General features: G+C 71.5%; 12 protein-coding genes. 11 read left to right on the top strand and 1 reads right to left on the bottom strand.

Annotation, left to right across the window (positions count from 1 at the left end; translation table 11 throughout):
* Positions 1-18: 18 nt before the first annotated feature.
* The 7 genes from ACFO6V_RS25820 (at position 19) to ACFO6V_RS25790 (ending at position 7,282) form a co-directional block, all read left to right on the top strand.
* A complete protein-coding gene (locus ACFO6V_RS25820; protein ID WP_377141387.1) occupies positions 19-1,329 on the top strand; it encodes an ABC transporter substrate-binding protein in 1,311 nt (436 codons plus the stop codon).
* Positions 1,330-1,377: 48 nt separating this feature from the next.
* Positions 1,378-2,187 carry an ABC transporter ATP-binding protein gene (locus tag ACFO6V_RS25815; protein ID WP_377141384.1) on the top strand — a complete coding sequence of 270 codons (810 nt, stop codon included), beginning with the start codon at positions 1,378-1,380 and terminating at the stop codon, positions 2,185-2,187.
* A complete protein-coding gene (locus ACFO6V_RS25810; protein WP_377141381.1) occupies positions 2,184-2,900 on the top strand; it encodes an ABC transporter ATP-binding protein in 717 nt (238 codons plus the stop codon). Before ACFO6V_RS25815 ends, ACFO6V_RS25810 begins: the two co-directional genes overlap by 4 nt.
* An 85-nt stretch (positions 2,901-2,985) precedes the next feature.
* On the top strand, positions 2,986-3,885 hold the full coding sequence (locus ACFO6V_RS25805; RefSeq protein ID WP_377141378.1) for a branched-chain amino acid ABC transporter permease: 900 nt from the start codon (positions 2,986-2,988) through the stop codon (positions 3,883-3,885).
* Positions 3,882-4,967, top strand: coding sequence for a branched-chain amino acid ABC transporter permease (locus ACFO6V_RS25800; protein WP_377141375.1), 1,086 nt, complete (start codon positions 3,882-3,884; stop codon positions 4,965-4,967). Before ACFO6V_RS25805 ends, ACFO6V_RS25800 begins: the two co-directional genes overlap by 4 nt.
* A 163-nt stretch (positions 4,968-5,130) precedes the next feature.
* Complete coding sequence (locus tag ACFO6V_RS25795; RefSeq protein ID WP_377141372.1) at positions 5,131-5,268, top strand: hypothetical protein; 138 nt, start codon at positions 5,131-5,133, stop codon at positions 5,266-5,268.
* A 499-nt stretch (positions 5,269-5,767) separates the two neighbouring features.
* Positions 5,768-7,282: a class-II fumarase/aspartase family protein gene (locus ACFO6V_RS25790; protein ID WP_377141369.1), complete on the top strand. Its 1,515-nt coding sequence runs from the start codon at positions 5,768-5,770 to the stop codon at positions 7,280-7,282.
* Positions 7,283-7,403: 121 nt separating this feature from the next.
* Here ACFO6V_RS25790 and ACFO6V_RS25785 read toward each other — a convergent pair whose 3' ends face one another.
* On the bottom strand, positions 7,404-8,012 hold the full coding sequence (locus tag ACFO6V_RS25785) for a ribonuclease H family protein (protein WP_377141366.1): 609 nt from the start codon (positions 8,010-8,012) through the stop codon (positions 7,404-7,406).
* A gap of 219 nt (positions 8,013-8,231) precedes the next feature.
* Here ACFO6V_RS25785 and ACFO6V_RS25780 point away from each other — a divergent pair, with 219 nt between their 5' ends.
* The 4 genes from ACFO6V_RS25780 to ACFO6V_RS25765 all read left to right on the top strand — a co-directional run bounded on the left by ACFO6V_RS25780 (position 8,232) and on the right by ACFO6V_RS25765 (position 13,738).
* A complete protein-coding gene (locus ACFO6V_RS25780; protein ID WP_377141905.1) occupies positions 8,232-9,362 on the top strand; it encodes a VIT1/CCC1 transporter family protein in 1,131 nt (376 codons plus the stop codon).
* Positions 9,363-9,588: 226 nt separating this feature from the next.
* Positions 9,589-10,965: a hypothetical protein gene (locus tag ACFO6V_RS25775; protein ID WP_377141363.1), complete on the top strand. Its 1,377-nt coding sequence runs from the start codon at positions 9,589-9,591 to the stop codon at positions 10,963-10,965.
* Positions 10,966-11,046: 81 nt separating this feature from the next.
* A complete protein-coding gene (locus ACFO6V_RS25770) occupies positions 11,047-12,171 on the top strand; it encodes an ICP22 family protein (RefSeq protein WP_377141361.1) in 1,125 nt (374 codons plus the stop codon).
* 259 nt (positions 12,172-12,430) lie between these two features.
* On the top strand, positions 12,431-13,738 hold the full coding sequence (locus ACFO6V_RS25765) for an MFS transporter (protein ID WP_377141358.1): 1,308 nt from the start codon (positions 12,431-12,433) through the stop codon (positions 13,736-13,738).
* The last annotated feature ends 49 nt before the right edge of the window (positions 13,739-13,787 follow it).

Here is a 13,787-nt window from a genome sequence, read left to right as displayed (position 1 = left end):
AGAGATGGAGTGACGACGATGGTTCGCAACGGACGGGTCCGGACGGTCAGGGCGACAGCGGCCTGGGCGTCGACGGCGGTGCTCGCGGGAACGCTCGCGGGCTGCGGCGGCGTCGGAGGCGGGACGATCGGCGGTGACGGCGGGGACGACGACGTGCTGAAGATCGGCTTCGTCTCGACCGAGACGGGTCCGTCGGCGCCGTTCGGCGAGGCCAACACCTACGTGATCGAGGCGATGGAGCAGTGGTTCGCGGACAACCCGGTCACCGTCGACGGGGCGGAGCACACGGTCGAGATCATCGTGAAGGACTCGCAGTCCAGCTCGGCGCGCGCTGGTGAGGTCGCCGCGGAGCTGATCAACACCGACGGCGTCGACCTGGTGCTCACCTCGTCCACGCCGGACATCACCAACCCCGTCTCGGAGCAGTGCGAGGCCAACTCGGTCCCGTGCATCTCGACGGTCGCACCCTGGCAGCCCTTCGCGATCCGCGAGGGCGACCAGCCGGCCGACCTCAGGTACAGCTATCACGCGTTCTGGGGTCTGGAGGACGTCTCGGCGGTCTACGCGGACATCTGGAGCCAGGTCGACACCAACTCCAAGGCGGCGGGCCTGTTCCCGAACGACCCGGACGGCCAGGCATGGAGCGCCAACTTCCCCGCCCTCACCGCGGACACGGGAGTCACCATCGACGACCCGGGCCTGTACCCGAACGGCACCCAGGACTTCTCGGCGCAGCTCTCGGCGTTCAAGGGCCACGACATCCTCGTCGGCGTGCCGATCCCGCCGGACTTCACCACCTTCTGGCAGCAGGCCGGGCAGCAGGGCTACCAGCCGAAGGTCGCGACGATCGGCAAGGCGCTGCTCTTCCCCTCGGCGGTCGAGGCGCTGGGCAACGCGGGCGACGGCCTCACCTCCGAGGTGTGGTGGCACCCGACCGCGCCGTTCTCCTCCTCCCTGACCGGGCAGACGGCGCAGGAGCTGGCGGACCAGTACGAGGCCGACACGGGCAAGCAGTGGACGCAGCCGCTCGGCTTCGCGGAGGCCCTGTTCGAGATCACCGTCGCCGCCGTGGAGGAGGCCGGGTCCACCGAGCCCGACGCGATCACCGAGGCCCTGTCGACGCTCGAGGTCTCCACGGTGGTCGGCGACATCGCCTGGGGCGTCGACGACACGGTCCCGCCGTACGTCGCCAAGACGCCGCTGGTCGGCGGCCAGTGGCGGCTGGACGACGGAGATGACGAGGGCGAGCACCCGTACGAGCTCGTGGTGGTCTCCAACAAGCTGGCCTCGCAGATCCCGACGGGCGGCACGGTAGAGCCGCTCCAGTAACCCGCCCGCCCCGCTGGTCGAGCCTGTCGAGACCCCGAAAGGAGTGCGATGCCCCTCCTCGAGGTGTCGGCCGTCGCCAAACGCTTCGGCCGCGTGGTCACCGCCCGCGACGTGTCCTTCGACGTCGCCGCGGGCGAGGCGCTCGGCCTCGTCGGCCCGAACGGCGCGGGCAAGACCACGCTCCTCGACATCGTCGCGGGCACACAGCGGGCCGACGCCGGGACGGTGGTCCTCGACGGGCACGACGTCACCCGGCTCGGTGCCGCGGCCCGCGCCGACCGGGGGATCGCCAGGTCGTACCAGGTGCCGCGACCCTTCGGCGGCCTGACCGTGTACGAGAACGTGCTGGTCGGGGCATCGTTCGCGGGGCGGCGGCATTCCGGAAGAGGGCCGGCACGAGACCCGCACGCGCAGGCCTGGCATGCGCTCGAGGTGACGGACATGACCGAGGCGGCCAACACGCCGTCGGGCAGCCTGCGCCTGCTGGACCGCAAACGGCTGGAGGTCGCACGAGCGCTCGCGACGGGTCCGCGCCTCCTCCTGCTGGACGAGATAGCCGGCGGTCTCACCGACCGCGAGCTGCCGCAGGTCGTGCGCCTCGTGCGCCGCCTGCGGGACGACGGCGTGGCGATCGTCTGGATTGAGCACGTCCTGCACGCGCTGCTCGACGTCGTCGACCGGCTGATGTGCCTGGCCGGAGGCGAGGTGATCGCGCAGGGCGACCCGCACGAGGTGATCCGCAGCCCCCAGGTGATCGAGGTCTACCTGGGCTCGACGGTCGACACGGCCGTGGACCCAGCGGCGGATCCCGCGTCGAACCCGGCGTCGAGCCCGGAGCCCACCGAGGGGACCGCATGAACGTCCTGGAGGCGACCGGCCTGGAGGTCCGGTACGGCGACCTGCTCGCGGTGGACGGCGTATCCCTGACCCTGGCCGAGGGAGAGACCCTCGCGGTGCTCGGCGCCAACGGCGCGGGAAAGTCCACGCTGCTGGCGGCGCTCGCGGGGACGCACCCGCCGACGTCGGGCAGCGTGCTGCTCGACGGCGAGCCGGTCACCCGGGTGCCCGCCTACCGGCGCGTCCGCCGCGGGATCGCGCTGGTCCCCGAGGGGCGACGCATCTTCGGCTCGCTCACCGTCGAGGAGAACCTGCTCATGGGCCGCTACCCGAAGCGTCCCGGACCGTGGGACCTGCGCGCCGTGTACGACATGTTCCCGCAGGTGGCCGAGATGCGGGACCGACGGGGCGGGGTGCTGTCCGGCGGCCAGCAGCAGGCGGTGGCGATCGGCAGGGCACTGCTGGCGAACCCGCGGGTCCTGCTGCTCGACGAGGTATCCCTCGGGCTGGCGCCCACCGTCGTGACCCAGCTCTACGACGCCGTCCGACGGATCACCGCGGCGGGCACCACAGCACTTGTCGTCGAGCAGGACCTGGATCAGGCGCTGCGCGTGGCCGACCGGGTCCAGTGCCTCCTCGGCGGCCGCACGGTCCTGGAGGCTCCGGCCGCGGGCCTGGACCGCGAGGCTGTGGCAGACGCCTACTTCGGCATCACCCGCGGCTCGCCGACGTAGAACCCCAGCGACGGAGAACCCCGGCGACGTAGAACCAGCGCGAGAGAACCGCACGGAGACAGGACCGAGCGAAACGGGAGGCCCGATGGACTGGCTCAACGCAGGTGTGCAGGGTGTCCTGCTCGGCGGGCAGTACGCCCTGCTGGCCTGTGGCCTGTCGCTGATCTTCGGCGTGATGCGCATCGTCAACCTGGCGCACGGCGTGCTCGCAGTGCTCGCCGCATACCTCTCGCTGGTCCTGGTGCAGCAGGGGCTGCCGCTGTGGCTCGCGGTCGTCGTGGTGGTCCCGGTGTTCGCCGCGCTCGGCTACGCCGTGCAGCGCGGCCTGTTCAACCCGGCGCTCGCGCAGGTCGGCAGGGACTCGGCAGGCGGGCCGCGCGGGGCGGGCGAGCTCGCGCCGCTGCTCGTGTCGTTCGGCGTCGCCGTAGCGCTCACCAACCTGCTCCAGGAGGTCTTCAGCGCCGACACCCGCAAGATTCCCACCGGCGATCTCGCGTCGGCGGGGCTGCCCGTCGGCGGTCTCTCGGTGGGGGTCCTACCGCTGATCACCCTGGCCGTCGCGGTGGCGGTCATCGTCGCGGTCCAGCTCTTCCTGGCCCGCACCACCACCGGCCGTGCCATGCGCGCCGTCGCCGACGACGCCGAGGCCGCCGCCATGTCGGGCGTCGACCCGAAGCACCTGTACGCGGTGGCGACCGCACTCGCCTTCGCCACGCTGGCGCTCGCGGGCGTGTTCGTCGGCATGAGCACCCAGTTCTCGCCCGGCTACGGAGACCTCGTGCTGCTGTTCGCGTTCGAGGCGGTGATCATCGGCGGCCTCGGCTCGTTGTGGGGCACCCTCGCGGGCGGCATGGTCCTGGGCCTGGCCCAGACGATCGGCGCGCAGATCGACCCGCAGTCCGGGGTGCTCGCCGGGCACCTGGTCTTCCTCGCCGTCCTCGTGGTCCGGCCGGGCGGCCTGATGCCGAGGAGCGTGCAGGCATGAGCGACCCCGCCGCCGACGCGTCGAGCGTCCCGCCAGGATCGGCGCCAGCGAGCCCGCCGTCGGGCATCCCCACGGTCACCCGGGGCGGTCGCGGATCCCTGGTCGGCGGCGGGGTCCTGCTGCTCGTCGTCGTGCTGCTCGCCGTGGTCGTGCCCTACGTGGTGACCCTCGGCGTGCTGTCGAGCCTCGTCATGCTGTTCGCCTTCGTGATACTCGGTACCACCTGGAACCTGCTCGCCGGATACGGCGGCATGGTGAGCGTCGGCCAGCAGGCCTACGTCGGCGTGGGCGGCTACGCCCTGATCCAGCTCGCGGACGCCGTCGGCGCGCCGCCGTGGCTGGCCGTGCCGGCCGCCGGCCTGATCGGCGCCGCGATCGCCCTGCCGACGAGCTATCTGGTGTTCCGTCTGGCGGGCGGTTACTTCGCCATCGGCACGTGGGTGGTCGCAGAGGTGTTCCGCCTGGTCACGATGCGGATCGACGGCCTCGGCGGCGGGGCGGGGCTGTCGCTGAGCGCCTTCCGCGGCACCGACCGGGTGGAGCGCGTGGCGTTCGTCTACTGGTTCGCGCTGGCGCTCATGGTCGCCGTCGTGCTCGGGACGTACCTGCTGATGCGCTCTCGCGTGGGACTCGGGCTCACCGCGATCCGCGACGACCGCGTCGCGGCGAGCAGCCTCGGTGTGGCCGTGGACCGCGGACGCCGCCTCGTGTACGTCGCGGGCTCGGCCGGGGCAGCGCTCGCCGGAGCCCTGATCGCGCTGAGCACCCTCGGTGTCACGCCGGGATCGATCTACTCCGTGAGCTGGACCGCCGCGATGATCTTCATCGTGGTGGTCGGCGGTATCGGGACCATCGAGGGGCCGCTCGTCGGGGCCGTCCTCTACTGGGCGTTGCAGCAGGTCCTGGCGCCGCTCGGCACCTGGTACCTGGTAGTGCTCGGCGGCGTGGCGGTGGCGGTGGTCCTCCTGGCGCCCCGCGGCCTCTGGGGCCTGGTCGCCGGCGGCTACCAGCTCTTCCCGACCACTCACCGCATCCACCGCGTCGCTGCGGGCGCGCCCGTCGTGCCTAGAACGGGCAGGTAGCCGCAACGATCGCGCCCGCACAGAAGTTGCGACGGCGCGGTGAGGGCGATGTCACAGCTTCTTCGGTCGACGCCGCGACTCGGTATCAACGAAACTGGTAGACCCGCACACCAGCGGAGAACCACGTGCACCGTAGCTTGTACGCCTGCACCGGAGGAGGACCATGACGGACGCCGACGACGCTCAGTACCACTCCATCGCCAACCCTCGCCGGATCACGCTCCTGCATCGGAGCGTCAGCGACACATATGCGTCGCAACGCGAGGACCGCGAAGCCCCCGACGAAGCCGCTGCGAGCTGACTACAGCACGTACGCGCTGAACACCTGGCGCTCGACAGTGAGCCCGGCCGCACGCCCCCTCTTGGCGGGTGCGGCCGGGCTCTCTGCGTCTGCCGTCCACCATGCGAGACAAAGGCCACTGCGGCCAAAGTTCACCCGCTGCCCTCGGATCGGCGCCCAGACCTGGCGGTCTGGGCGGCTGCGGCGGGAACCAATCCTGTGACGGACCTCACTGACGTTACATTCCTGAAACAATTCCGGTAGCCTTGACAAGCATCTTCTTCCACAATTCGGTACAGCAGGTCGATGCGACACGCAGGTGGGTACAGCGAGTTCGGCACGGCAAGTCATGCGGGCAAGGTCCCGCGGCGTCGGTACGACGTGGAGCAGGAACTCGCCGCCGGCGCAGCCCCACGAGGGGCAGGCCGGCCAGAGAACGTCCAGATACGTACGGCGACAAAACTGAGTGGGGAAACCAGGGATGAACGACGAATCGATTCGACACTTTACTGACGGACGCGTGCCCGACGCCGGGATCGCGCACCTCTTCAGCGTCGAGAACCGATTCCAGGCACGGCTCGACGTCGAAGCCGCACTCGCACTGGCCGAGGCCGAGGTAGGCCTCATCCCTGAGCCCGCCGGTGAGGCGATCGCGCAGGCCGCGCAGATCGAGAAGCTGGACCTCGTCCGCGTGGCCGCCGAGACGATGTCCGCGAGCCACCCCCTGATGCCGCTCATCGAGGAGTTCGCCCGTGTGGTCGGGCGTGAGCACGGCGGCTGGGTGCACTGGGGCGCCACCACGCAGAACATCACGCAGACGGCTGACGTGCTGGTGCTGCGCGACGCGCACCGGGCGCTCAAGGACCTGCTGGCCAAGGTGCTGCGCGGGATGTCGAAGCTGGCGGAGGCCAGTGCCGCGGTGCCGATGGCGGGCCGCACGCACAGCCAGCACGCCGTCCCGATCACCTTCGGCTTCAAGGTGGCGGTCTGGATCGACGAGCTGACGGCCCACACCGACCGCCTGGAGCGCCTCGAGGACCGGCTGTTCCGCGTTCTCATGGGTGGCGCCGTCGGCACGTTCGCGTCGTTCGGGCCCGCCGGGCGCGAGGTCGAGCGCCGGGTCGCCAACCACCTCGGGCTGGGCACCATGCCGGTTCCGTCGCGGGCGATCAACGACGGCATCGTCGAGCTCGTTCTCGTGCTCGGCCAGGTGGCCGGGACCGCGGGCAAGATCGGCAAGGACATCTACTCGATGATGCAGCCGGAGTTCGGCGAGGCGTTCGAGCCCATCCCCGACGGCACCGTCGGCAGCTCGACCATGCCGCACAAGCGCAACCCGCAGCTCGCCCTCGACCTCCTGTCGATGAGCGCCCAGCTGCGCGCGCTCGCGGCGCCGGCGCTCGAGTCGATGCAGCACGACCACGAGGCGAACGGTGGCATGACCGACCTCCTGGAGGAGACAGTCAAGCGTGCGACGGTTCTCGGCGGCGACATCCTGACCCGGCTCGACGTCATCCTCGACGGGCTGGAGCTGGACGAGCAGCGGATGCGCGCCAACCTCGCGCTGAGCGAGGGCCTCATCGGCTCCGAGTCGCTCATGATGGAGCTCGGCGAGCGCATCGGCCGGCAGAAGGCGCACGAGGTCGTGTACGAGGTCGCGCAGGAGTCGGCATGCGGCGACGCGCAGTTCCTCGACCTGCTGGTCCGGAACGCGACGGTCAGCGCCTACTTCGACAGGGACGAGATCCGGCGTCTGATCGACCCGCGCGCGTACCTTGGCGAGAGCGTCGCCATCGCGCACGAGATGGCGCAGCACGCGCGCGCCGTCGCCGACCGGCTCGAGTTCAGCGCCCGCACGGCCAAGCCCGTCCCGTACTTCCTGCGTGAGACGGCCACGAAGGACGGCGGCGACGCCGACCCGGTCGCCACGGACACCGGCATCCACATCGACGCGGACTCGGACATCGACCGGGACACCGAGCGGATGGCCCCCGTCGCTCGAACCCCTGAGGACCTCATGCTCGTCGGCCTCTGATCTTCCCCGGCAACTCAGAACGAGGGCCTGCGGCCCTGACTCGACGTACCAGGTACACCGAGTCAGGGCCGCAGGCCCTTGTCGTCTGTTCGCGAATGCAGGGCCTGCGAACAAGAGTCCGTCAGAAGAGAGTTCCCGACTCCCACGCCCGCCCGGCGCTCGTCCCGACCGGGGCCGGCGGCGTCACCCGGACAGGAACCTCCGGCGGCTCGGCGGTGAAGCCGGCGCGGCGCAGCTCGGCGTCGGGAATCATCCCGGCGTCCGGTACGAGCATCTCGCCGACGCCGCCCCGCCCCGCGTCCCACTCCTCGGCGGCGAAGCCGGCGAGCTGGTCGACGCGGTCGTTGTACGGGTTGCCCACGTGTCCCCGTACCCAGTGGAACCGGACCGGGCCCGTGCGTTCCGTGACGGCGCGGTCGATGCCCTGCACCAGGTCGAGGTTCGGGACCGGGACGCCGGACGGGGAGCGCCAGTCGTTGCGCTTCCATCCTTCGGACCACTCGGACACTGATCGGATGGCGTACTGCGAGCCGGACTCCACGAGCAAGGGCTCGTCACCAGGGTGCGCCTCGATGGCTCGTAGCAGGGCCGATAGCGCTGCGACCTGGTCGTTTCCCCGGGCAGCGCCGCCCGAGTCGAACTGACCGCCCGCGTGGTTGATCCACGCCCATCCGATCGCGCCGCCGGGTGCGGCCGACCCGTGCGTGCTGACGATGATCACGGCGTCCATTGTGCCTCCTTCTGCCCGAGAACCCGTACGGCAGGCCGGGTGACGGCACGTTCGGACCCGGCCGCGCACAGAGTTCGGCGGAGCGAAAATCGCGCACCGGAGCCACGAAACCCGCGCCGGGTGATCCGTGGGCATGATGACGTAGTGCCTCATGTACCGTCCGACCCGGCCCGACGCCCGTCCGCCAGCTCTCCGACGCCCGCCGAGCGTGCGCAGGAGCTGCACCCGTCCCGCCGTCGGACCCGCGCCGACATCCGGCGGTGGCGCCGGCTGCTCGCGGACGAACGAGCCGAGGCCGCGGTCTATCGCGACCTCGCCGGGCGGCGCACCGGCGAGGAGCGCGAGATCCTGCTCGCGCTCGCGCGCGCGGAGAAGAGACACGAGTCGCACTGGCTCGACCTCCTGGGTCCCGACGTCGGCGCGCCCGTACGCGGGGACCTGCGCACGCGCGGGCTCGGGTTCCTCGCGCGCCGCTTCGGCGGCGTCTTCGTGCTCGCGCTCGCGCAGCGCGCCGAGGCCAGGTCGTCGTACGCGCACGACGCCGACGCCACGGTGACCATGGCCGCCGACGAGCAGATCCACGAGGAAGTGGTGCGCGCGCTGGCCACCAGAGGCCGGAACCGGCTCTCGGGCACGTTCCGCGCCGCGGTGTTCGGGGCGAACGACGGGCTCGTGTCGAACCTCGCGCTGGTGCTCGGCATCGGCGCGTCCGGTGTGGCGACGAGCACCGTGCTGCTGTCCGGGCTCGCCGGCCTCCTCGCGGGCGCGCTCTCGATGGGCGCGGGGGAGTTCGTGTCGGTGCGCTCGCAGCGCGAGCTGCTCGAGGCGTCGTCGCCGTCGGCCGAGGCCGACGCGGCACTGCCCCACCTCGACGTCGACGCGAACGAGCTGGCGCTCGTGTACCGCGCCCGGGGGATGAACACCGAGGACGCGACGGCGCACGCCGACGCGGTGCTCGCCAGGCTCGCGGTCACACCGATGGAGCAGCACGGAGCGCTCCTGCGGGTGCAGGAGGCGCCGGCCGACGAGCGTTCGGCGGACTCCGCGGCCGACGTGGACGATCTCGAGACACACGGGACGGCGTGGGGTGCGGCACTCTCGTCCTTCTGCTTCTTCGCGTCGGGCGCGGTGGTTCCGGTGCTGCCGTATCTGCTCGGCCTCGACGGCCTCGCGGCAGTGGTCGTCGCCACGGCCCTGGTCGGGCTCGCGCTGCTGGTGACGGGCGCCGTCGTCGGGCTGCTGTCGGGTACCTCGCCGCTCACGCGCGCGCTGCGCCAGATCGCCATCGGCCTCGGAGCGGCGGGTGTCACCTATGTGCTCGGCCTCGTCTTCGGGGCCACTGTGGGGTGATTCGAGAGTTCACCCACAGGGCCCCTCTAGCGTGTTCCAATAGTGTGGATAAGCACGGGAAGGGCGAGATGGCGCGCCTCTCCTGACATGTCGCAGTTCCTAAGCACAAAACTCGCGATCCGCAAACCGCAGGTCTGCAGTTGCCGATATCTGGAACCCCCACCAGATTGAATGTGTATGCATCTCTGACAGCGGCCCCGCCAAGGGCCGGAGAGCCGGGAGACCGATGTCGAAGGACGCGCTGACGAGCACGGGGGATCACCTCCGTCGTGCTGTCGCGCGCGCCGTCGGAACCGTCGCCCTCGGTGCCGCGGGCCTCGCGCTCGGCGTCACGCTCGCGGCCCCTTCGAGCGCCGCTGAGCGCGGCCCGCTCGACGGCGTCCTCAGCGACACGGTCGAGGCGACGACGCAGACCGTCACGCGAACCACAGACCTGCTCGGGCTGACCGGGACCGCGGCCGGCCAGGCCACGGCGGACAGCCCCTCGGCGGCAACGGAGCCGCCCGCGCCGGAGCCGACGGCTCCCGCGCCGAGCCCGGCCGCCGAGCAGCCTGTGCCCGCGCCCGCGTCCGCCGCCGAGCCTGCGCCAGAAGAGGCGCCCGCCGCCGAGGCAGAGCCGGCTGTCCCGGCGCCGAAGCCGGCACCCGAACCTGCCAAGACGGTGGCCGAGCCGGTCACCAGTACCGTCCAGGGCACGGTCGAGAAGGTCACCGGTGGCCTGCTGGAACCGCTGACCGAGCCCGTCCGCGAGGCGGTGACGAAGCCGCTGGGCGATGCAGTCACGCAGGTCACCAAGCCGGTCGGCGAGGTCGTCAAGCCGGTGACCGAGTCGCTCGCTCCCGTCACCGGCGGCCTGCTGACGCCCGTCGTCGACCTGGTCTCCCCGGTCACCGACGTCGTGGGCGGCGTGACCACTCCGATCGTGGGGGCGCTCGAGCCCGTCACCGCCCCCGTCACGGATCTTCTCGACCCGGTCCTGACGCCGGTCGTCGAGGTAGTCGCTCCGATCGTCGAGCCGGTGGCGCCGATCGTCGAGCCCCTGGTTCCCATCGTCGAGCCGCTGGCTCCGATCGTGGAGCCGACTGTTCCGGTGCCCGGTGTTCTGGTCCCGGAGCCTCCCGTCGTCCAGCCCTCGCGGCCGGACGGTCCAAGCACGGTGGTCCCGGCGGAGCAGGCCGAGGGCACCGAGTCGACGTACCCGGGGTCGCTGCAGGCTCCCGGTGACGTCGCAGTCGTGGTCTGGACCTCTGCCGGGGTCCAGCACGCGATGCTCGACCTGATGCAGGTGAGCGCCCCCGTGGGCGCCGCCGCATCGGCCGTGGCGCTCAGCGCCGCGACGGAGGACGTCGTCCACTCGGGCGGCGCCGGCCTCCTCGGTGCGGAGCTCCCGTTCGGCGCCGGTGGCGTCGGCAACGCGGTGGCCGCGGGTGCCGCAGGCCTCCTCGGCGGCGGTGCACCCCAGCTCAAGGTGCCGGGCGGCGAACTCCTCGCGGTGCTCTCCGCCCTGCTGGTCTTCCGGGCCCGCTCCTGGCGCGTAGCGACCGACGAGGCGCGCGCGAAGCTTTCGAGCAGCTACACGGACATCCCTGTCTCTCCTGCCTGACCTGGCTGGGCCGCGCCTTCGCGTGCGGCACCGCCCGACGGTGCATCTGCCGTCGGCTCCACGCCAGGCTAGGGGAGACCCATGGACAAGAACTTCCGACGCGTGCTCTACACGGCACTTGTCGCAGGCGGCCTCATGGTCGTCGGCGCTTCCTCCGCGCACGCCGCCGAGGAAGGTCTGCCGGATCCAGTCACTCAGGGAGCTGTCGACCCGGTAGAGGAAGAGCCCGCCGCGCGCGGTGACCTCGACGCGGTCGGGAGCGCCCCGGCAAGTACGGGAGCCGACGCCGCGGACGCCGGTGCCGCCACCGAGGACAAGGGCCTGGTGGGCAACCTCGTCGGCCGCGAGGGCATCATCGGATCGCTCCTGGAGGCCGACGTCGCCGGGGTTGTCGACGGGGCGCTGGGCGAGGACGGCTTGGTCGACGACCTGCTCACGGGTGGAGTTGACGAGCCTGGGACCGAGGAGCCGGGTACGGAGGAGCCCGGGACCGAGGAGCCGGGAACTGAGGAGCCGGGCACGGAGGAGCCGGGAACTGAGGAGCCGGGCACGGAGGAGCCGGGAACTGAGGAGCCGGGCACGGAGGAGCCGGGAACTGAGGAGCCGGGCACGGAGGAGCCGGGCACGGAGGAGCCGGGCACGGAAGAGCCCGGAACCGAGGAGCCTGGAACCGACGGACCTGGAACCGACCGCCCCGGTACGGGTGGCTCGGGTACGGGTCGACCGGGTAGCGGCGGTGGTGACGAGAGTGGGCCGCACACCGAGCGGCCCGGCAACGGCTGGCACGGGACCGACGGCCCCGACGTCCACACACCGGCTGCCGGAAACGGCCAGATGACCGGCAGCGTCACGCTCCCGGGCGAGTACGGCACCAGCGTCGGTGCCGGCTCGACGTCCAGCGCTGACAAGGACGACGACACGGCCGGGTCGGACACGAGCCGGGACAACTCCGGCGAGGGTGTCGACATCGGCTGGGGCGACAAGTCCGGCCCCGCCCCGAAGGCCTACGAGGGAAGCTACCTCGTCGGCGGCCTGGGCGAGGACCTGAACGTCACCGCAGAGCCCGAGGCGGAGGTGGAGGCGGCACCGGTCATGGTGCCTGACGACACCCTCCCTGAGCCGGGCCACATGATCACGGGGCAGCTCTCGCTGATCTCGCTCCTTCTGGGGCTGGGGATCGCGGCGCTCCGAACGCGTCGCCGGTGAGGCGTGGCTGGTCCACGTTTCACCGGTTGACAACGATCCGGGCGCGGTCAGCGTTCATGAGCCATCACGGTGACTCATGACCGAGGGCCGATCAACACCCGGGTCGGCAGGTTCGTAGGGTCGGGGCGCCGCTGGGGGGCGCCCCGGCCCGCGGACCAGGACTGCACAGAGCGGGAGCTCAGGACATCGGGGGGTGTCTTGAGCGCCCGCTCTGCCGTCTGCGCGACGCCGTCCGCGCGAGGCTTAGTATCGGAGCACCATGCGCCATCTGCTCGCCGACACCACACCGTTGAAGGTGTCGGCCGACTACCGGCGGCTCTGGTTCGGGCTCTCGGTCTCGAACATCGGCACGCAGGTGACCATCGTCGCGGTGGGCCTGCAGATCTACGCCCTGACCGGATCGACGCTCGCCGTCGGTCTGCTGGGCCTGTTCTCGCTCGTCCCGCTCGTGGTGCTCGGTCTGTACGGCGGGGCACTCGTGGACCACTACGACCGGCGCAAGGTGTCGCTCCTGTCGTCGCTCGTGCTGTGGGTCGTCGTCGCAGGCATCGCCGGGCAGGCGTGGCTCGAGGTGGAGTCGGTGCACCTGCTGTACGGGCTGGTCGCGGTGCAGAGCGCGGCCTTCGCCATCAACAACCCTGCTCGTTCGGCCATCATCCCGCGGCTGCTCCCCAAGGAGCTCATGCCGGCGGCCAACGCGCTGATGACGCTCTCCTGGAACGTCGCGCTGACCGGCGGGCCGCTGATCGGCGCACTGCTGGTCTCCCAGCTCGGCTACGCCTGGGCGTACACGCTCGACATGGTGCTGTTCCTCGCGGCGCTCTGGGCCGTGTTCCGGCTGCCGCCCGTGCCGCCCGAGGGCACGGAGCCCGCCGGCACGCTGAGCGGCAGGGGCCGGATGGGCGTCGTCGGGCTGCGCTCGGTGCTGGACGGCCTGCGCTACCTCGCGACCCAGCCCAACGTGCGCACGACCTTCCTCGTCGACATCTGCGCGATGGTCCTGTCGTTCCCGCGGGTCCTGTGGCCCGCTGCCGGCGTCATCTATCTCGGCGGCGGCGAGACGACCACCGGCCTGCTCGCCGCGGCCTTCGCTGCCGGCGGCATCCTCGCGGGGGTGTTCTCCGGCGGGCTGACACGCATCCGCAGGCAGGGGCAGGTGATCATCTGGGCCATCACCGCATGGGCGGTGTCGATCGCCGCCTTCGGGCTGGTCCTCGTGCTCGTGGGACGAGGCTCGCCGGACGGGCCGATCGTCTGGGCGGTCGTCGCGGCAGGGGTCGCGCTGGCCCTCGCCGGCGGGTCCGACAGCGTCTCGTCGGTGTTCCGGCAGAGCATCCTGCAGACCGCGACGCCCGACCACATGCGCGGGCGGCTGCAGGGGGTGTTCATCGTGGTGGTGGCCGGCGGACCGCGCCTCGGGGAGATGGTCCTCGGCGCCGAGGCCACGTGGTTCGGCGAGGGCTGGGCGGCCGTAGTCGGCGGCCTGACCTGCCTGGCACTCCTCTGGCTGATCGTCCGCCTGACGCCCCGCTTCTGGCGCTACGACGCCCGCCACCCAGAACCCTGACCCACCACATGCGCTGAGTGCTGGGTATTTGTGGGATTGAAGCGTTCGA

This window comes from Promicromonospora alba (genome assembly GCF_042654905.1).
GTDB lineage: Bacteria > Actinomycetota > Actinomycetes > Actinomycetales > Cellulomonadaceae > Promicromonospora > Promicromonospora alba.
This window is presented reverse-complemented; position numbering and strand designations above follow the sequence as displayed.

What these genes read in the sequence shown, in the direction of transcription:
- ACFO6V_RS25820 (WP_377141387.1), top strand. Translation starts at nt 19, where the DNA reads ATGGTTCGCAACGGACGGGTCCGGACGGTCAGGGCGACAGCGGCCTGG.
- ACFO6V_RS25815 (WP_377141384.1), top strand. Translation starts at nt 1,378, where the DNA reads ATGCCCCTCCTCGAGGTGTCGGCCGTCGCCAAACGCTTCGGCCGCGTG.
- ACFO6V_RS25810 (WP_377141381.1), top strand. Translation starts at nt 2,184, where the DNA reads ATGAACGTCCTGGAGGCGACCGGCCTGGAGGTCCGGTACGGCGACCTG.
- ACFO6V_RS25805 (WP_377141378.1), top strand. Translation starts at nt 2,986, where the DNA reads ATGGACTGGCTCAACGCAGGTGTGCAGGGTGTCCTGCTCGGCGGGCAG.
- ACFO6V_RS25800 (WP_377141375.1), top strand. Translation starts at nt 3,882, where the DNA reads ATGAGCGACCCCGCCGCCGACGCGTCGAGCGTCCCGCCAGGATCGGCG.
- ACFO6V_RS25795 (WP_377141372.1), top strand. Translation starts at nt 5,131, where the DNA reads ATGACGGACGCCGACGACGCTCAGTACCACTCCATCGCCAACCCTCGC.
- ACFO6V_RS25785 (WP_377141366.1), bottom strand. Translation starts at nt 8,012, where the DNA reads ATGGACGCCGTGATCATCGTCAGCACGCACGGGTCGGCCGCACCCGGC.
- ACFO6V_RS25775 (WP_377141363.1), top strand. Translation starts at nt 9,589, where the DNA reads ATGTCGAAGGACGCGCTGACGAGCACGGGGGATCACCTCCGTCGTGCT.
- ACFO6V_RS25770 (WP_377141361.1), top strand. Translation starts at nt 11,047, where the DNA reads ATGGACAAGAACTTCCGACGCGTGCTCTACACGGCACTTGTCGCAGGC.
- ACFO6V_RS25765 (WP_377141358.1), top strand. Translation starts at nt 12,431, where the DNA reads ATGCGCCATCTGCTCGCCGACACCACACCGTTGAAGGTGTCGGCCGAC.